This window comes from Paenibacillus sp. FSL L8-0333 (assembly GCF_037965665.1).
Classification (GTDB): Bacteria; Bacillota; Bacilli; order Paenibacillales; family Paenibacillaceae; genus Paenibacillus_AQ; species Paenibacillus_AQ odorifer.
This window is the reverse complement of sequence record NZ_CP150186.1, coordinates 5,605,808-5,624,332: the sequence shown is the minus strand read 5'-3', so window position 1 is coordinate 5,624,332 and position 18,525 is coordinate 5,605,808. Positions and strand designations below refer to the sequence as shown.

The following is an 18,525-nucleotide window of genomic DNA, read 5'->3' as shown; positions in this document are numbered from 1 at the left end:
TGAAGTGAAAAAATCAAAGCTATCGATGCGAGCGCGTTATTTCGTTGAAGGATATTCCTTCATCGGCCTGTGGCTGGTCGGATTTCTGGTGTTTATGGCTGTTCCGCTGGGCCGTTCCTTGCATTATTCCTTTCAGGATCTCCAAGTGAGCAAAGGTGGCTTACTGGCCACTTTTGTTGGGATGGAGCATTATCGCGCCGCTTTTACTACAGATGTTAATTTCTTGCCTCTGCTCAAATCGACGATGGTGTCGACGGTGACTCAGGTTCCGTTAATTCTTATCTTTTCGCTCTTTTGTGCGATTCTGCTAAATCGCGGACTCGTAGGAAAAACCTTTTTCCGTGGCGTGTTCTTTTTGCCGGTCATCATTGCTTCAGGGGCGATCCTGGGCAAATTGATGGATCAGGGTGCCGCAAATTTACCGATTTTTTATAATCAGGATTTATATGATAAGCTCCATAACTTTATCCCCGGCGACATTCTGAAGTCTTTGCTGAAATATGCAGAATCTTTAACGCTGGTGATGTGGGATTCTGGCGTGCAAATTCTGATTTTTCTAGCGGGGTTACAGACGATTTCTGTTTCACTGTATGAAGCGGCCAAATGTGATGGAGCAACCGCGTGGGAAAGCTTTTGGAAAATCACCTTCCCGATGATTATGCCGATGATGCTCGTAAACACATTGTTTAGTATCGTCAGCTCATTCACGAAGGCAGATAATCAAATCATGAGTCATATTTTGAATGTCGTCTTTAAGAATAATGATTTTGGATATGGCTCAGCGATGGGTTGGATTTATTTTGTGTTTATTTTCTTGGTTCTGGGTTTGGTCTTCCTGTTATTCAGCAAGTCGCTCGGTGCCACCGAAGGGAGGAAGTAGAAAATGTTGAAGGAATCCGTAAAGCAGGTTCGGACAACGAACATGGAACATCTGACAACTCGTCTAAAAGCAAGCGGCAAGCTGGACAGGGTCGTGAAACGTTCGCTTCAGGTGCTGAATATCGCTTTTTATTACTTGGTTATTCTCAGCTTAACGTTCGTATTCCTATATCCCTTGTTATACATGGTATCCAAATCCATGATGCAAGTAACAGACGTGGCCGATGCCACAGTGCAATGGCTTCCGAAAAAGATTAGTTTTGGCAACTATTTTCTGGCATGGGATTCGCTAAAATTCTGGGCCGGGTTCGCAAATAGTGCGATTATTTCCTTCGGGAGTGCGGTTCTGCAAATCTTAAGCTGTTCCTTAATCGGTTATGGCTTTGCCAGATACCGTTTTCCAGGCTACGCAGTGTGTTTCGTTCTGCTGCTGTTTACTTTTCTAGTTCCACCGCAGACGATTGTTGTGCCACTGTATTTGTTCTTTAGTGACTTGGGGTGGATTAATACACATTTGCCGTTTGTGGTTCCTTCTATGTTTGGGCACGGGTTGAAGGGGGCATTATTTGTACTGATCTTTATTCAGTTCTACCGCGGAATGCCTAAAGTGTTGGAGGAAGCAGCACGTATCGACGGTGCAGGCGCATTCAGAACGTACTGGAAAATCATGTTTCCTATCGCCAAGCCCGCAATGCTGATCGTATTCTTATTCTCTGTGGTATGGCACTGGAATGACAGCTTTGAACCGAATACGTATTTAACAACACCGGATTTCTATAATCTGTCGCAGCGATTAGCGATGTTTTATGGTTCCAATAATCAGGCAGCGGAGACGATGTCGCAAATGACTTCGGGTTCTATTGGGATGGCCCCAACTGGACTGAATCAGGTTATGGCGGCGTGTATTCTAACTATTCTGCCAATTCTGATTCTGTATTTGTTCGTACAGCGTCATTTCGTAGAAAGTGTGGAACGCTCCGGTATTGCCGGGGAATAAGAACAAAGCTCTAGTCAGAAAAAACCAGTAAGCCTCCCGTATGTGGGGGCTTGCTGGTTTTATTTTAGGCAAAGGGGCTTCAAATTAGTATATCAATTCGGTTAAGATGGATAAGTATTCGATAAACTGTATTAGAAATACACATCCAAACCAAGGGAGTCAGACGATGAATAAACGCACATCGGGATTTGAGCACAGTACAGCATCCATTGCTGAGAAGAAAGTTACTTGGCTGGAGCTATTTTATGATCTGCTTTTTGTAGCAGCAGTTTCAAAAGCGAGCCATGTCCTATTGCATGTAGAGGCGGGTAAAATCCCACTTGAATACTTATCTAAATTTATCTTGATATTTGTTCCGATCTGGTGGGCCTGGGTAGGGCAATCGCTTTTTGTAAATCGGTTTGGGCAAGACATCTTTTCACATCGGATATTTCTGATTCTACAATTATTTTTTGTATTAATAATGACGGCGAGCTTATCGGTTAACTTTGATCAATATTATATGCCATTCTTAATAGGTTATGTTGGTTTAAGAGCTATGACAGCCATTCAATATCTTACGGTAAATAAGAATGAAGAGGATGATAGAAAGGGCACTGCCCGGTATCTGGGAAGCAGATTTTGGATTGGATTAGTGATCTCTTCTTTATCACTTTTCTTTGACTCTTGGATGCGTTATGTAGTTTTGTATGCGGGAATTACTGTAGACATTTTGCTTCCATTAGTCGGTCGGAAATACTTGGTGAAAAGTCCGATCAATACTCATCATTTATTAGAACGCTTCTCGTTGTTTACGCTTATTCTGCTTGGGGAATCAGTGGTCAGTATCCTTGCGGTTTTACAGTCTAGCCACTGGACGTGGCAATCTATTGTATTTGCATTATTAACTTTTCTATTAATTATAGCTATGTGGTGGCAATATTTTGATAATGTTGAAAAGAAAGTGGACAAAACTATAGAGACTGCCGGGCAAACCATAATTTATGGACATTTATTTATTTATGTATCCTTGAGTATGATTGCAGCTTCGATCCAACTGTTATTTTTAGATCAATTAAATTATATATTTATGGTGTGTTTTATTTTTGGATCGGTCCTGCTTTACTTCTTCTCTACCTCACTGGTCTTCCATAAATATAGACGTATACAGCAACGGTTAGGGATATTCCATTTGGCGTTATTATTAGGTTTACTTGGTGTTTTTTTCGCAGTAGATTTGTTGTTCCTTATACCTAATTACCTGATCATTGGTGAAATGATGTTATTTTTTGTGGTATATGCAAAATTAACGACGTAAGTTTGTTGTGCCGAAGCTGAATAAGAAAACAAGAAGGAAGCCGATCCATGTGATCGGCTTCCTTCTTGTTTTAGATCCCATGAAATATAATCTATCTAGTTACGTTCGAACGGGGAGGCTTATTTCATAATATGTATAAGATTGTATTTTTTGATGTGGACGGTACTCTAGTAAGTGAAATTGATAGAAGCATCCCGCTTAGCACGATAGAAGCAATTGAGAAGTTGATAGAGAGAGGAATTAAAGTCGTAGTTGCAACAGGGAGACCGCATAACTTATGTGAAGAGTTCAAGTCTATGGGCATTGATACCTTTATTTCTGCTAACGGTGCGCTTATCAAATGTAAGGATAACGTTATCTATAAATCAATGCTTTCAACAGAAACCGTGCGGGATGTCTCGGCTTTTGCTGAGTTAAACGGACATGGCATGTCCTATTTAACCGAACTTATAACTATGAACGGAATGGGTTCCGAGGATGAGCGCGTTATGAAGGCATTAATGGAGACTTTGAGTCTTACACAATATCCCGAAAAAATGAGCGCTCTGCCAGAGGAGGTTTACTGTATATGCTTGTATGCGGACGAAAATGAAGCGCAAAAATTCCAAGATAGATTTCCTGAATTACGGTTCGAACGTTTTCACGGATACGTTATGAATGTGCTTGAAGAAACAAAAGTTTCTAAATCAATTGCGATTAAACAAGTGCTGAATTATCTGAATATTTGCAGGTCAGAAGCTATCGCGTTTGGTGATGGTGGAAATGATATCGACATGTTGGAGTATGTGGGATTGGGAATTGCGATGGGAAATGGTGCGGAACAGTTAAAACAAAAAGCGGATTTTGTTACAAAAAAAACAAGTGAAGGCGGGATAGCCTACGCATTAAAGAAATTTGGTGTCATTTAAGCTTGCAGCAAACTAATTGATGAAAAATTGAGAACGATCTTTCGTTCAAATCAAACAGCGACAGCCCAAGACTTTATCAGTCTATGGCTGTGGCTGCTTTATGGATTGTGTGGTATCCACACATAGAACTGCATGTGATTCCTGGTTCTTACTGCCCTAGAAGAGCAGGTACAATAAACCGGCCGAAAACATTTGCAGGAGAGCCTTTTTTGTACTTATCCGCGGTGATAACGGCAACCAGCTCGTAAGCAGGAACTACAATAATATGCTGCCCTTTGAAGCCGAGTGCAAAATAATAAGGGATCTCGTTCGGCTGCTGCTCTGAACCTGCATTGAACTGGGATACCCACCAATGCCAGCCGTAGAATCCTTTTTGCGGATGATTGGCTTCAACGTAAGGGCGAGTGGATTGCTGAATTGTATCCGAAAAAAGGATCTGCTGATTCTTCCAGCGTCCCTCCTGCAAATAAAGTAAGCCGAATTTCAGCATATCCTCTGGCTTCAGATGAAGTCCGAACCCACCGGTATGTATGCCTTGCGGATCGCTCTCCCAGTGATAGCTTTGAATACCAAGCGGTTGAAACAGCTGGTCTTCGGCAAATTCTGCAACCGCTTGTCCAGAACAATCACGCAGGATTGCGGACAAAAGCTGGGAGGAGCCTGAGTTATAGGTCATCACGGTTCCTGGTGTATGAGCTAATGGCTGTGCAAGCACGTATTTTATCCAGTCCGCGGTTTTAGTCATGGCCGGAAAAGAATTCTGCCCACCGAACTCTGTCCAGTTAAAGCCTCCGGTCATCGTTAATAAGTGTTCGATAGTGATCTCTCTTTTACGTGGGTCACGATCTTCTTTTAATGAAGGAAAAAATAAAGAAATAGGTGTGTCTGGAGGTGGAATGATTAGTTTATCTATGGCTATGCAAACTAAGGCAGAAAGTACGCTTTTGGTGCACGAGTTGATTTTGCCAAGCTCTGCAGCGATTTGTGGATCACGGTAATGCTCCAGTATGGTTTCTCCATGTTGAACGATTAGACAACTGCGAATGTCTAGGCTAGTAATACCGTCAATAAGCGGCTGAAGGTTCCAGTCAGTAATGTTGGTGACCCCCTTTCTAGATGAATTAAAGCTGCAACTGTTTACCATTATAGCTCACATCACCAAAATGTCGTAATTTCCTGTCGTTAAATAATTATGGAAAATACAAGAAAATATCTGTATAATAATATGAATCACGTGTTAGAGGAGGATGAATTCTTTTGAAAAGCAATAGTACTCTTTTTGTTCATCAAACGGCTAAAACGGTATTGATCACTTCAGTTGCACTCGCGTTACTCTTACCCCCTGGCTTAGCCGCAGCCGATTCTATATCTGTTAGCAGCAACACTTCCGTAACGCAGGTTAGTACGCAATCAGCGGCTCCAGCTACGACTACGAACTCTGAGGCTGATCCTACAAAAGTGAAATTCACGCAGGAGCAAGCCATTGCAAAGTTAAAAGAACTATTCCCATCCCTAAAAGATGCAACTGTAAACAATGTTCAACTGGGATCTAACCAAAGCTACCCAGCACCAGCAAATCAAATGATCTGGCATATTCAGTGGCAGGTTCAAGAAGGGAATATGGGATATGGTTTTAGCAGTGAGGTAGACGCCATTAATGGTGATATCATCAATACCTATCTCTCATTCTCGCAGGAAAAGAACGAGTCCTATTATCCACCGAAAGTATCGCAGACTCAGGCATTGGAGATCGCCAAGACTTTTGTGGCTAAGGCAGCCTCATCAGTTAAGAGCAGTGAGCTGCAATTAAATGAGAATGTCGGTTATAGTTATTTTTCGGAATCATTATTCGGTCCTGTTCAATATGGGTATAACTTCAGTATTCTGAAGAATGGTATTCCTTCTGGATCGGACAGCATTAACATAGTTGTGGATGGTAACGGAAATGTAACGCAATTCTCTAAGTCTTCTCAAGGGCTTGAGTACCCGTCTGCACAGCCCAAGATTACCTTGGAGCAAGCACAGAAGCAATTTGCGGAACAGTTTGATGTGGGCCTATTTTACATTCCTATTTATAAGAACGGAAAACCTAACAACTGGATTCTAGGCTGGCGTCCAATAGATCAGTCTCTATATCCTATCGATGCATTAACGGGCAAGCGGATAGATTATGAAGGAAAAGAATCCGTATCCACCTCAGTCGTGTATTCAGAAGTAGCGAAGAGTAAGGATGTTTTTCAGGCAAGAAGTTCTAGTACAGAGCTTTCTGCAAAAGAAGCAGCACAACTTGTAGAGAAGGTTGCTTATATTCCAGCAGACCGTAAATTGATCTCGCAAACCTTGAGAAATGACTATCAGGATTCAGATCGAAAAATCTGGCAGCTATACTGGGGCAGTAATGGAAATGATCGTTACATTGGTGCTGGCTTTCCAGAGCAATCCTCTGCCGAGATCGATGCAAAGACCGGTGAAGTATTGCAGTACCAGGTTCAAGCTTATGGTGCTATTCAGGATAAGAAGAAGGAAGAGCCGGCACCTGCTGGAGGTAAGAAGCTTAGTGAGGCTGAAGCGAAGGTGAAAGCGCTTAGTATAATTAATAGTCTATATCCTCAGGCGAGCCAGAAGCTAAAGCTGGTAGAATACGGGGATAATTCGAGTTTGACTTCAGACGGATCAGGATATGGATATCAGTTTATTAGATATCATCAAGGAATTCCTGTGAGTGGCAGCACCATTACGGTAAGCTTGGATCTTTACGGCAGACTGACTTCTTATATGGGGAATCGGATAAGCAGTATCGATGAAATCACATTATCGCCTGATGCAACAATTTCCAAGAAAGAAGCGCTCGAAAGTTATAAACCTAAATATCAGACTAAGCTGAAGTATACTCAGGTTGGCGGATATAATACTTATAGAAACTATGTCGCACCGAAGGTGAAGCTGGTATATGATACAACCTTTGATGAATCTAACGGATTGAATCAGGTTTTGGATGCAGTCACTGGAAAATGGATTGCGGTCTATGATTATCTCGGTCAGCAGGATGCTCAACTATCTGCAACGGATATCAAAGGCCATACAGCAGAGCGAGAATTATCAGAATTGGTAAACCACCATGTGATTACACCGGATGCCGATGGCAAAGTGAACCCGGATCAAGAAATAACTGTCGGTGATTGGTTAACCTATCTTGCCAAAGCTTCTAGCCCAAATTTCACCAATTATTATAATAATAATGAACGGAAAACTGTAGCAGGCGTGAAGCCAGAGAATTCATATTATGACGCTGTTATTTTTGCAGCAGATCGTAAATGGATCAATAAGGATGAAAGCCTGCAAGTAGAGAGTAAGTTAACCCGGGAACAGCTTGCTGTTCATCTGGCTAATTTCTTGAAATACAATAAACTTACAGCTTATCTTGATAAAGATGTGACTGTAAGTCAGTTTAGTGATAGCTCAGCTATAAACAATAAGGGGGCGGTGGCTCTTGTTGTGAAATTGGGACTCTTAAAGGATGACAACGGCAAGTTTAATCCGCAGCAGAATGTAACAAAAGCGCTGGCGGCTTCGGTGATCATGAAGCTAGTGGAGCTGCAAGGAAAGACTGATCAGATCATAGGTCAATAAGTGTTAAAAAGACAGCCAGGCAGCGATTCTCCGACGATTGGAGAAGCGCTGCCTGGTTTTTTAGTTTGCAGCGCGGCGGATTGACTAAAGCATCTCTATCTGGCAGATGCAGTTTTCGGTCTCCACCCAGCATTTTTTTTGTGCGCCGATTCTTGCTGGAATCCGCGAAATAACTGCATTCTATACAGTTATTTCTTATGCAAAAGGTGAATGTGTATCTTTAATTGCATTCTCTGCAACTAAAAACTAGAGAATTCACCTATCGGCGAGAAAAGCAAGAATATAAGTGTACGAAATACACTTATATCCTTTGGCTGAGTGATTTGATGCATTATAAGTGTACTAAATACAATTAAACGCGTAATGCCGCGTAATGCCGCGTAATTCAATGCTGAATTCAACGTTGAATTTATCCTCAGGGCAATCCTCAACGCAATCCTCAGTCCATACCTCCTACACTATGTACCGACGGCTCACTATATAGGTAATCTTGATGGCTAAGATTCTTAAGGGGTAGCATAAGGATCAGCCTCTTTTTTGTGTAATTAATTACCAATACATAGACACTAACAATCTCACAGTATTATGATAATCAGAGTGACCCTAAAGCGGAGCTTTGTTAGGCGAACATGAATAGGTAAAGAAAAGATACCGAATGTAAACGGTTCACACTCGCTGTGTTAACGCTTTCTTCTTACAATTAGGATATAGAAAATAAGGGAGGTTCAATAGATGAAAAGTAAGATTAAAGGCTTGCCTTTAATGGCATCGGCCATTGTTTTATCATTAGTTTTCAGTGGTTGCTCCAGCAATAATAGTGGAAACAGTAGTAGTTCCGCAGAGGGAAACACTAGTGCGCAAACGGAAATGGAAGGCGGTCCTTTAACCAAATATGATCCGCCGATCAAACTTCGCTCCACGATGAACGAAACAGGCAAAGAGACGTTGGCGCAGGGCGATACACATTCCAATAACATCTGGACCAGAGGATACGAGGAAGAACTTGGGATTAAAGTGTCCTATGACTGGATTGTGGCTGATGCCAACTATAACGATAAAATGAACGTTACCTTGGCGAGCGGCGATTTGCCTGATTTGTTAAAGGTGTCCACGGTGCAATTCGAGCAGCTTTATGAAGCTGGCATGTTGGAGGATTTGACCGGGGTGTTTGATAAATATGCTTCGGATCTTGTCAAAGAATATTACGCTGAAGAAGACGGAGCAGGACTAAAGCCGGTTACGAAAGATGGAAAACTGATGGCGATGGTAAGCTTCCCGGGTTCGCTGGATTCCTCTGATATGATATGGATTCGAAAAGACTGGATGGACAAGCTGGGTCTGGCAGAACCAACATCCATGCAGGATATTATTAAGATTGCAGAAGACTTTACATTTAAAGATCCAGACGGAAATGGCAAACAGGACACTTACGGCATTTCGTTGAACAAGGACTTGCCAATCAATGCGTTTCTTCTCGGGTACCATGCCTACCTGGAAACTTGGATCAAAAATGCCGATGGCGAGGTTGTGAATGGTACGATTCAACCGGAGGTAAAGGCTGGACTTGCGGAGCTGCAAAGATTGTATAAAGAAGGAGTCATTGATCCAGAGTTTGGGGTAAAAGACTTTGCCAAAGCGATGGAGGATGTGAATGCTGGTAAATCCGGTATGTTATTTTTGCCGCAATGGGCACCTTTCCAAGTAAAGGACATGATTAAAAAAGATCAAAATGTTAACTGGGTGCCTTATCCAGTACAATCTATTGATGACCAACCTGCCAAAACTCAAAACCATCTTACAATTGGTGGCGTATTCGCGGTCCGTAAGGGCTACGAGCATCCGGAGGCATTGATCAAGCTGCTTAACTTCCAAGCAGAGAAAATGTTTGGGGAGTCCGCTAAAACAGAACGGGCAAAATATTTGAACGGGGACACAGGTCTGGGCTTCCAAAACGCGGTTGTATCCAACCTGCCACCGAACAAAAATGTAAAGGCACAGGATGAAGTGGAAAAAGCCCTTGAATCGGGGGATACCTCAAACATGGGACTTGAAGCTAAACTATTCTATGATGATATTCAAAGCTACCGCGGCGGAGATCTTGATAAATGGCATATGGAACGGATCTTTGGGCCGCTTAGCTCACAATCGGTTATCAAACACTACCGCGACAATGACTTGGTGTTGATGAACGAGTTCATTTATGCCCCAACCAAAACGATGAACAGCAAAGCGGCTACCTTGGATAAACTGCGTGCAGAGACCTTTGTCAAAATCATTTACGGAAGTCTTCCTATCGATGAATTCGACAAATTCGTAGCCAACTGGAAAAAGCTCGGTGGAGATCAAATTACGAAAGAAGTAAATGATATCGTAAAAGCTAACTAGTAAAAACGACGCAGAAGAGGACTGCCCCTAGTCATGATAATGACAAACGGGCAGTTCTTTTTTTGGCTGAACAGCTATTCGGTTCGATAACCAGGTCAACAAAAGATACTTAAAGTCAATACGCTACACTATTAAGGCAATTTGGGGCTGCTCTATAATTGAGATAGAAGGAGGAGAAAGCATATGCACTTTAATACTAAGCAATTTCTACGTAATATTCCGCTCCATTTAATGATTTTACCTGCCTTAATAGTGATCATTATTTTCAGTTATATTCCGATGGCTGGCCTTGTAATTGCCTTCCAGAATTTTTCCCCGATTTCAGGGTTTAAGAATATGAACTGGACAGGGCTCGAAAACTTTCGTTATTTGTTTGAGCTTCCCGGTTTTGGACAGGTCGTATGGAATACTGTATTTATCTCCGTCATGAAAATTATTGCTGGCCTGACCGTGCCAGTTATAGCGGCTTTATTGCTTAATGAGGTTCGTGTAAACGGCTTCAAACGTTCAATTCAGACGATTATTTATATGCCGCACTTTTTCTCATGGGTTATCTTGGGTGGGATTATCGTAGATGTACTGTCTCCGAGCAGCGGGATTGTCAATATGCTTTTAAAAGCACTAGGCATGCAGCCTATTCAATTTCTAGCCGACAATAGCTGGTTCCCATACGTACTAGTGATCACAGATCAATGGAAGGAGTTTGGATTCGGGACGATCATTTATTTGGCGGCTTTAACCAGCATTGACTCCTCTCTTTATGAAGCTGCTGTAATCGATGGTGCCGGAAGATGGAAGCAGACCTGGCATATTACGCTTCCGGGCATTCGCCCGATTATGATCCTGATGCTGACGCTCAGCCTTGGCAACGTCCTGAACGGGGGATTTGACCAAGTGTTCAATCTGTACAATCCGCTAGTGTATGAATCAGGCGATATTTTGGACACGATGATTTACCGAATTGGTCTTCAGGATGCTCAGTACTCTGTATCGACCGCATTAGGATTGATAAAATCTGTAGTTTCCTTCGTATTTATCGGGCTGGGTTACTATCTGGCGTATCGTTTTGCTAAATATCGGATTTTTTAGAGAGAAAGGAGTGGACTAAATGCACCATACTTCAACTGCTTATCGTTGGTTTCTCCGCTGCAATTATGTATTTCTGACTTTGCTCGCAGTGCTTTGTCTTTTTCCGATCGTGAACATTCTGGCGATCTCCTTTAGCTCCAGCGCAGCTGTTAACGCGGGTAGCGTAACCTTCTGGCCTGTGGAATTCACACTTTCTTCCTATAAATATATCCTTCAGAACAACCAGTTCATTCACTCCTTCGGAACTAGTCTGCTCCGGGTAGTGCTTGGCGTATCCGTTAACCTGTTGTTTACGATTCTAGTAGCTTATCCATTGTCTAAAGAGGCAAAGTCCTTCCGCTCACGGACCGTGTATGCCTGGGTTTTTGTGTTCACGATGCTCTTCAGTGGGGGTCTGATTCCTGGCTATTTAATTGTAAAAGAAATGGGGCTGCTGGATAGCATCTGGGCGCTTGTTATACCGGGCGCGGTGCCGATCTTTAATGTTCTGCTTATGCTCAATTTCTTCAGAGGTTTGCCAAAAGAATTGGAGGAAGCCGCATGGATGGATGGCGCAGGACACTTACGTACGTTATGGAGTGTGTATCTGCCGGTATCTATGCCAAGTATTGCGACCATTACGTTGTTCGCTTTGGTGGGGCACTGGAATGCATGGTTCGATGGTATGATTTATATGAGAAGCCCGGAACATTATCCGCTGGCCACCTATTTACAATCCATACTTCAGCAGGTATCGATCCAGACTGAAAATATTACTTTTGAACAAGCTGCGTTATTAAATCAAATCTCAGACCGTACAACGCAAGCCTCCCAGATCTTCTTGTCTATCATTCCGATCCTGGCGATTTATCCGTTCCTGCAAAGATATTTTGTGCATGGACTAGTCGTGGGTAGTGTAAAGGGTTAAACTGGACTGGACCTAAATATAAGAAGGAGCCTGAACATGGCTCCTTCTTTATTATTATTCGATAGAAGAGGGAGAAAATTCCAATGAAATCATTCTCCATCGGGTGGAACCCCGATTCCATTGTGATCAAGCTGATCGGAGCTTTCCTATTGGTCATGCTTCCACTCTGTGCGCTGAGTATATCTATTACCTACTATAGCTCCAACCAAATGCAAGCTGAAGTGGAGAGGGCGAACGAATCGAAGGTTCATTTTTACTATAGCCATCTTGAATTTGAGCTGCAACGGATAACGGGCTTAGTCACGGAGTACTCTCAGGATGAAACGCTGGCTACCTTCAGTACCCGTATTCCAATTATGAGCCGGTACGAAGTGGATTCTAATCTGAACAATATATACACCAAGCTAAAACAAATCAAAGAAACCAGTCCTTATATTAGTGATGTTGTGTATTATGTACCGGAAATTAATAAGCGGGTTAGCGCTGTGGTGGGGGTTAGGGATGTCACCAATGAGGAATGGCAAAGTCTGCTGGCCACTATGGGCAATCTTAAGGGCGCTTTATCTAAATACGAAGACGAGTTGTATTTACTGCGCAGTAATCCCTATAACCTGGATCGCAATCTTTCACCTAATTTTTTGCTGGGAGTGAAGCTTTCCTCGCCTGAGCTTGAGTTGCGTTTGAAAGAATTTGCTGTATCAGGGGGGAGCGATATTACGTTGGCCTTCGGCAATAACGATTATGTGATATCAACTTCTGACCAGAAGCCCAGGTTGTTCCCCATAGAGAAACCACTAAATAGTGAAGAGACTGTAAGTGTGCAGCGGTATCGTTATGATGACTCTTTTTATTATTCGCTCTACGATCACAGCAATAACTTTAGGCTGACCGCAAATATTCCCAACACGGTGCTCATGAAGCCGATTCATGTGTACTCATTGCTGCTGTGGCTGTTGTTCGTTGTCTCGATAGTGATCATTATCTTGTTCTCTTTATGGACGTACAGGATGATTCATCGACCGATGTCTATTCTTATCAGAGGGTTTAAGAAAGCGGAGCAGGGGCAGACGGGGATCTTTATTACTCACTCCCGCAGGGATGAGTTTGGGTATCTATATTCTCGTTTCAATGAGATGCTTAAGCATTTAAATACACTAATTGATGAGAACTACGTGCAGCGTATCCGGACAGGGGAAGCGGAGCTTAAACATTTACAATCGCAGATCACGCCTCATTTTCTCTACAACAGTCTATTTAGCATAAAACAGATGGCTGAGGTGGAAAATGTAGAGCTGATCAAGGAGTTCTCTGATTATTTAGGGCAATATTTTCGGTACATGACCCGGGATTCCGCCCAGGAGGTTACTTTGCAGCAAGAGCAGGAGCATGCTTTGGTCTATCTGGCTATACAACGGATTCGTTTTGGCGCGAGAATTAGAGCTGAAGTAGATGAGATTGCAGCGGATTGCCGGGACATCAAAGTCCCACGGGTCCTCCTGCAGCCCATTATTGAAAATGTATTCGAGCATGGGCTTAAGCAAAAAAGCAGCAATGGCCTATTAAAAATGAGTTATGAAAAAGTTGAGCATACGCTGACTATTATAATAGAAGATAACGGTGACTCGCTTAGTGAGGACAAGTTAAATCTCTTGCAGCGCCAGTTCTCCGAGCAGAATGCCATTCAGGGGGAGATCACAGGTTTATTAAATGTAAATCAGAGATTGAGGATCAAATTTGGTTCTCCTTATGGCTTGCAGGCAGAGAGAAGTTGTTTGGGCGGGCTTTGTGTAAGAGTCAATTTACCGCTTAAAGGGGACGTGCAGGATGCAACGAATGATGATAGTTGATGATGAGCCTAATATTTTGGATGGGCTGTACGAATTTTTTGTAAAGGCAGATTTTAAAGATTTAGAGATCATAAAGGTTCATTCAGCGGATCATGCCATAGATTGGCTTAATACCGTAAAAATAGATATTGTGCTTAGTGACATCTGTATGCCAGGTATGGATGGGATGGCGTTAATTCAGGAAATTGTCGACCGCTGGCCGCGTTGTAAAGTAATTCTGCTGACAGGACATAATGAATTCGATTTTGCCCATCAGGCGATCCGAAATCCATGTGTAGTTGACTATTTATTGAAGACAGAGGGGATGGATAAAATTCGTGCCGCTGTGGAGCTGACTTTGGAGAAAATATCTTCAGAAGAGGATTATTTCTATAAAAGCCAATGGCTTCGCGATAAGCTCCCGCGTGCTCTGCCCCAGTTACAGCAGCAATTATTACACGATATTCTAAGACGCACCGAACGGATAGACCGGCAGAGCTTGCAGGTTGAATTCGACGCCATTCAGCTCCCGTTCAAAGCGGATGGACCCGTCCTGCCTATTATTCTGCGGATGGAGGCTTGGCGAAATTATGAAACGGCTTCAGACCGGAGTTTAATTCGTTATGCGGTAGCCAATATTGCGGAGGAGCTGCTCAGCGACAAGGTTGAAGTTAAGGCTGTGGATCTGGATCCGGGAACGATAGCTTGTTTTGTTCAGCCTAAGATCGAGATTGTATCCTCAATTAAGGAAGAAGAGCTCTGGTTAAAAACGCTCCGCTTCGTCCACGGAACAATGGAATCCGTTCAGCAAGCCTGTGGCAAATGTCTGCAACTATCTGTGTCTATTATCGCCAGTGATCAGGAAGTGCATTGGCATGAGCTGAACTATGCCTTGAACCGTTTACGATTAGCCATTTTTGATAGCCCCGGACTTGGGATGGAAAAGCTGCTGAGGATAAATACCAAGGAACTGAGCCCAAGTCCAGGTTCTATGCATAATCGAAATGCAACAGCGGAACTACTGCTCGACTATTTAAAACAACGGCTGCTTGAAGGTGATCTCGATTGGGGCACATCTTTTCGCAAATGGGTGGAGCTCTCGGGGGAAGGTGGGCCGGAGGATCCTTTTTTGAGATTAAGATTAATGTCTGGGATCAGTAACACCCTGCTGCAGACCTTACAAGAGTTAGGTTTAACGGAAAAAGCCCATAGCGGTATGAATTTATCACGTATGTTATATTTTAATATCAATACACACTGGTCGGACGTCATCTCTTTTTATCACACGTTCTTTGAATGGATTATCTCGAACAGAAGCGCTACCTATAAACATGATGAATCGAATATCCTGTCCATGATCCACCAATATATTAAATCCCATCTGGCCGATGATTTGTCCTTAACCCGGATTGCGCAGGAAGTCTCACTTAATCCGTCCTATCTGTCACGCTGGTATAAAAGAACGACAGGGAAGGGGATTTCTGATTATATTCTGGAGAAAAAAGTGGAGCTGAGTAAGGAGCTGCTGCTTGGAACTGCTCTAAAAATGCACGAGATCTCCGGCCAGCTCGGGTTTAGTGATCAGCACTATTTTTTTCGATTCTTCAAAAAAACCGTTGGCTGTACGCCGCAGGAATATCGAGAGCAAAAACGAGGATAAATAACAATACCCCGAAAGACGCACACCTGTTCAGAAGGTGCATCTTACGGGGTATTGTTTGTGGCTGTATTTTAACGATTATTTACCGAGTTGTTTGTCTACTTCTCTAACCGGATTCTCGCCAACATTCTCTTCAACCTTGTGGCTACTCATAAACCAGCCGATTACAGCGATGAGTACAAGCACAACGTAGAAGGTGGCTTTCCACCAGGTACTATGAGCGAAATCTTCGGACAGAACACCAAGTGAAGGGTGCGCCAATGTAATGACTGAGAGCTTAACACCCACCCAACCTACGATAAAGAAGGCTGCAATTTCAAGTCCTGGACGGGAATGCAGCAGCTTAACGAAGAAGGAAGCTGCGAAACGCATAATGACCAGACCGATAAATCCACCGGCAAAGATGACGAGGAATTGTCCGCCATCGAGGCCTCCGATTTTTGGAAGACCACTTGCAGGAAGAGCAACCGCGAGTGCAACTGCGGCTAGGATGGAATCGACCGCGAAGGCGATGTCAGCAACTTCTACCTTCAGAACAGTAAACCAAAAGCTGGATTTCTTTTTATTGACCGCACCGTCAGTGCCGCTTTCAGCAGCTTCATCTGTGACGGGCTTCTTAAACAACAGTTTTCGGAAAATATGATTACCCGCGATAAATAATAAATAAATCGCGCCGATGGCTTGTACTTGCCAGATATCGACCAGATAGGAGATGACAAATAGCGAACCGAATCGGAACACGAAGGCCCCCGCTAATCCGTAAAACAGCGCTTTTTTTCTTTCCTCATCAGGAAGGTGCTTAACCATAATTGCCAATACCAATGCGTTATCTGCGGCGAGTAGTCCCTCTAGTGCTACCAGAACAAGCAATACCCAACCGTACTCTAATAATAATCCCCAATCCATTACTGTTGTCCTCCCTTTTTGAATGCAAATATCTACCAAAAGATATCTACCCTACCATTTTAACCAAATTTATATAAAAAAGACCTTTACCAAACAGATTAGCCTTTGGAATAAAGGTCTAACCTGATTGGTAAAGGTCTCGCTAACAATGTGAATTGCCAATAAAGCCGGAGAATATCCTCATATTCTCGTATTGACGACTTTATTTAACAGCTACTCCCCTTTACGGGATATATTAAATTTTTAAGATTATTCAATGTGTTCTTGCCTAAAGAGATCATATACGAGATGAAAGTCATTGTCAATAAAAGTTGCAGAAATAAATGGATTCTATCTTTTAAGAATCATTAAAATGGCCAGAAACATGACATGATGACGGAAATCAACAGAGATTGAATAAAAATGGAAACGGAAACATGATACATTTAGGTTATATAAACTAACATTTAATATGACGAAACTGCAAACATAAGGAAAAACAGGACTTAAAAAGGAAAAACTCGATTGACGATGTAGGTTGATGAAAATATGATGAAACTAATCAAAGCAATCGAACATGGTTTGTGTTAACTAAAATTACATCAGTTGTTCTGTTGAAGTGAGTTTTACTGCGAAGAAGTACTAGAAGTTCATGCTGCATAAAACTTTTAGGAGGTGGGGAAATGCCGCAGACGTCATCGAGGTTATCCATTGAAGCAGAGGAGGAGCTCAGCCGCCATCCCTGCTACAGCGAGGAAGCTCATCGTTTTTTTGCTAGGATGCACATCCCGGTTGCTCCCGCCTGTAACATTCAATGTAATTACTGCAACCGAAAATTCGATTGTGTGAATGAAAGCAGGCCTGGTGTAGTTAGTGAAGTGCTAACTCCAGAGCAAGCTGAAAGAAAAGTGAAAGGTGTAGCCGCACAGCTGATGCAACTGTCGGTAGTTGGGATTGCAGGTCCGGGTGATCCGCTGGCGAATCCAGAACGAACCTTTGACACGTTCGAACGAGTCAAGCGGCAGATCCCTGATGTTACCCTTTGCCTGAGTACTAATGGATTGACCCTTTACAGGCATGTAGACGCCATACTAGCGCTAGGTATCCGTCATGTCACGATCACCATCAATGCCATTGATCCCAATGTGGGCCGTGAAATTTATCCATGGGTTGTTGACGAAGGGGTCCGGTACGAAGGACAAGAAGCAGCGGAGCTGCTGATCAGCCGCCAGCTTCAAGGTTTGGAGCTGCTGGCACAGCAAGGTATTCTTGTTAAAGTTAATTCCGTTATGATTCCAGGGGTCAATGATCATCATCTCCCTGAAGTATCGCGAACAGTTAAAGCGCTCGGGGCAACTCTGCATAATGTGACGCCTTTAATTATCGCACCGGGAAGTCAGTATGAACGGGATGGGCGCAAGGCGCCGCGTCCTAAAGAACTGCACAACCTGCAGGAAGTGCTTGGGCGCGAAGGAATGAAGGTCATGCGCCATTGTCGACAATGCCGTGCTGATGCCATTGGGCTGCTAGGTCAGGATCGTAATCAGGATTTTATATTAGAAAAGATGGATGAAAATCCAGTTATAAATGAGCAAGCTAGAGCGCTCTTTCAACGTGAACTCGATGCCAAAATCCGTCAGCGTGTCAAAGCCAAAGAGCTAAGGCAGAACTCTTTCCAGCAAGGGCAGCACACCACCAAAGTCGCTGTTGCTACACGTGGTGGGGATAAGGTCAATCAACATTTTGGCCACGCGACAGAGTTCATGGTTTATGAAACAGATGGAGTAAGCGTGAAGCTGCTAGGTGTCCGAAAGATTCAGGCCTATTGCCACGGTAAAGCGGATTGTAATGGGGATAAGAATACCACGCTACAAGAAATTATTTCTATATTACAGGACTGTCAAATATTGCTCTGCTCTGGCATTGGCGATGTCCCTCGCGCCAGCTTAAATAAAGCCGGGGTATTGCCTCTGGTGCGTAAAGGTGAAATACAGGATGTGATTCTCGAAAGTGTGAAGATCAGCTCTTATTTTGAAAATATATCGATTTCGAAGGGATGATG

Annotated in this window: 13 protein-coding genes; 11 read left to right on the top strand and 2 right to left on the bottom strand. The window is 43.1% G+C overall.

All coding sequences use genetic code 11. The features are described from left to right. Positions 1-4 precede the first annotated feature (4 nt). From NYE72_RS25075 to NYE72_RS25060, 4 genes are all read left to right on the top strand, one after another. On the top strand, positions 5-880 hold the full coding sequence (locus NYE72_RS25075; protein WP_051491075.1) for a sugar ABC transporter permease: 876 nt from the start codon (positions 5-7) through the stop codon (positions 878-880). A gap of 3 nt (positions 881-883) precedes the next feature. Beyond that, a complete protein-coding gene (locus tag NYE72_RS25070; RefSeq protein ID WP_051491074.1) occupies positions 884-1,876 on the top strand; it encodes a carbohydrate ABC transporter permease in 993 nt (330 codons plus the stop codon). A gap of 208 nt (positions 1,877-2,084) precedes the next feature. Continuing rightward, a complete protein-coding gene (locus NYE72_RS25065) occupies positions 2,085-3,173 on the top strand; it encodes a low temperature requirement protein A (RefSeq protein ID WP_036679744.1) in 1,089 nt (362 codons plus the stop codon). A gap of 131 nt (positions 3,174-3,304) precedes the next feature. Beyond that, a complete protein-coding gene (locus NYE72_RS25060) occupies positions 3,305-4,081 on the top strand; it encodes a Cof-type HAD-IIB family hydrolase (protein ID WP_036679618.1) in 777 nt (258 codons plus the stop codon). A gap of 148 nt (positions 4,082-4,229) precedes the next feature. On the opposite strand, the gene NYE72_RS25055 is transcribed toward NYE72_RS25060, so the two are convergent. Continuing rightward, positions 4,230-5,225 (bottom strand): serine hydrolase, encoded by a 996-nt coding sequence (locus NYE72_RS25055; protein WP_081383658.1) that lies wholly within the window; start codon positions 5,223-5,225, stop codon positions 4,230-4,232. Between the two features lie 113 nt (positions 5,226-5,338). On the opposite strand from NYE72_RS25055, the gene NYE72_RS25050 reads away from it, so the two are divergent. The 6 genes from NYE72_RS25050 (at position 5,339) to NYE72_RS25025 (ending at position 15,578) form a co-directional block, all read left to right on the top strand. Next, positions 5,339-7,711 (top strand): YcdB/YcdC domain-containing protein, encoded by a 2,373-nt coding sequence (locus tag NYE72_RS25050; RefSeq protein WP_036679615.1) that lies wholly within the window; start codon positions 5,339-5,341, stop codon positions 7,709-7,711. A gap of 732 nt (positions 7,712-8,443) precedes the next feature. Then, entirely contained in the window at positions 8,444-10,096 is a 1,653-nt protein-coding gene (locus tag NYE72_RS25045; RefSeq protein WP_076179392.1) for an extracellular solute-binding protein, read from the top strand. Between the two features lie 183 nt (positions 10,097-10,279). Then, on the top strand, positions 10,280-11,185 hold the full coding sequence (locus tag NYE72_RS25040; RefSeq protein ID WP_036679607.1) for an ABC transporter permease subunit: 906 nt from the start codon (positions 10,280-10,282) through the stop codon (positions 11,183-11,185). A gap of 19 nt (positions 11,186-11,204) precedes the next feature. After that, a complete protein-coding gene (locus NYE72_RS25035; RefSeq protein WP_076179393.1) occupies positions 11,205-12,092 on the top strand; it encodes a carbohydrate ABC transporter permease in 888 nt (295 codons plus the stop codon). A gap of 83 nt (positions 12,093-12,175) precedes the next feature. Next, positions 12,176-13,939 (top strand): histidine kinase, encoded by a 1,764-nt coding sequence (locus tag NYE72_RS25030; protein ID WP_339210679.1) that lies wholly within the window; start codon positions 12,176-12,178, stop codon positions 13,937-13,939. After that, positions 13,917-15,578, top strand: coding sequence for a response regulator (locus NYE72_RS25025; protein WP_094902097.1), 1,662 nt, complete (start codon positions 13,917-13,919; stop codon positions 15,576-15,578). Before NYE72_RS25030 ends, NYE72_RS25025 begins: the two co-directional genes overlap by 23 nt. A gap of 78 nt (positions 15,579-15,656) precedes the next feature. On the opposite strand, the gene NYE72_RS25020 is transcribed toward NYE72_RS25025, so the two are convergent. Continuing rightward, a complete protein-coding gene (locus tag NYE72_RS25020; protein WP_036679597.1) occupies positions 15,657-16,484 on the bottom strand; it encodes a TerC family protein in 828 nt (275 codons plus the stop codon). Between the two features lie 662 nt (positions 16,485-17,146). Here NYE72_RS25020 and nifB point away from each other — a divergent pair. Beyond that, positions 17,147-18,523, top strand: a complete 1,377-nt coding sequence (gene nifB / locus NYE72_RS25015) for a nitrogenase cofactor biosynthesis protein NifB (protein ID WP_076099475.1) — start codon at positions 17,147-17,149, stop codon at positions 18,521-18,523. The last annotated feature ends 2 nt before the right edge of the window (positions 18,524-18,525 follow it).

Excerpts from the sequence above, each read along its gene's own strand:
- NYE72_RS25020 (WP_036679597.1), bottom strand. The coding sequence starts at position 16,484 with ATGGATTGGGGATTATTATTAGAGTACGGTTGGGTATTGCTTGTTCTG.
- NYE72_RS25045 (WP_076179392.1), top strand. The coding sequence starts at position 8,444 with ATGAAAAGTAAGATTAAAGGCTTGCCTTTAATGGCATCGGCCATTGTT.
- NYE72_RS25035 (WP_076179393.1), top strand. The coding sequence starts at position 11,205 with ATGCACCATACTTCAACTGCTTATCGTTGGTTTCTCCGCTGCAATTAT.
- NYE72_RS25025 (WP_094902097.1), top strand. The coding sequence starts at position 13,917 with ATGCAACGAATGATGATAGTTGATGATGAGCCTAATATTTTGGATGGG.
- NYE72_RS25030 (WP_339210679.1), top strand. The coding sequence starts at position 12,176 with ATGAAATCATTCTCCATCGGGTGGAACCCCGATTCCATTGTGATCAAG.
- NYE72_RS25055 (WP_081383658.1), bottom strand. The coding sequence starts at position 5,225 with ATGGTAAACAGTTGCAGCTTTAATTCATCTAGAAAGGGGGTCACCAAC.
- nifB (WP_076099475.1), top strand. The coding sequence starts at position 17,147 with ATGCCGCAGACGTCATCGAGGTTATCCATTGAAGCAGAGGAGGAGCTC.
- NYE72_RS25040 (WP_036679607.1), top strand. The coding sequence starts at position 10,280 with ATGCACTTTAATACTAAGCAATTTCTACGTAATATTCCGCTCCATTTA.
- NYE72_RS25060 (WP_036679618.1), top strand. The coding sequence starts at position 3,305 with ATGTATAAGATTGTATTTTTTGATGTGGACGGTACTCTAGTAAGTGAA.
- NYE72_RS25070 (WP_051491074.1), top strand. The coding sequence starts at position 884 with ATGTTGAAGGAATCCGTAAAGCAGGTTCGGACAACGAACATGGAACAT.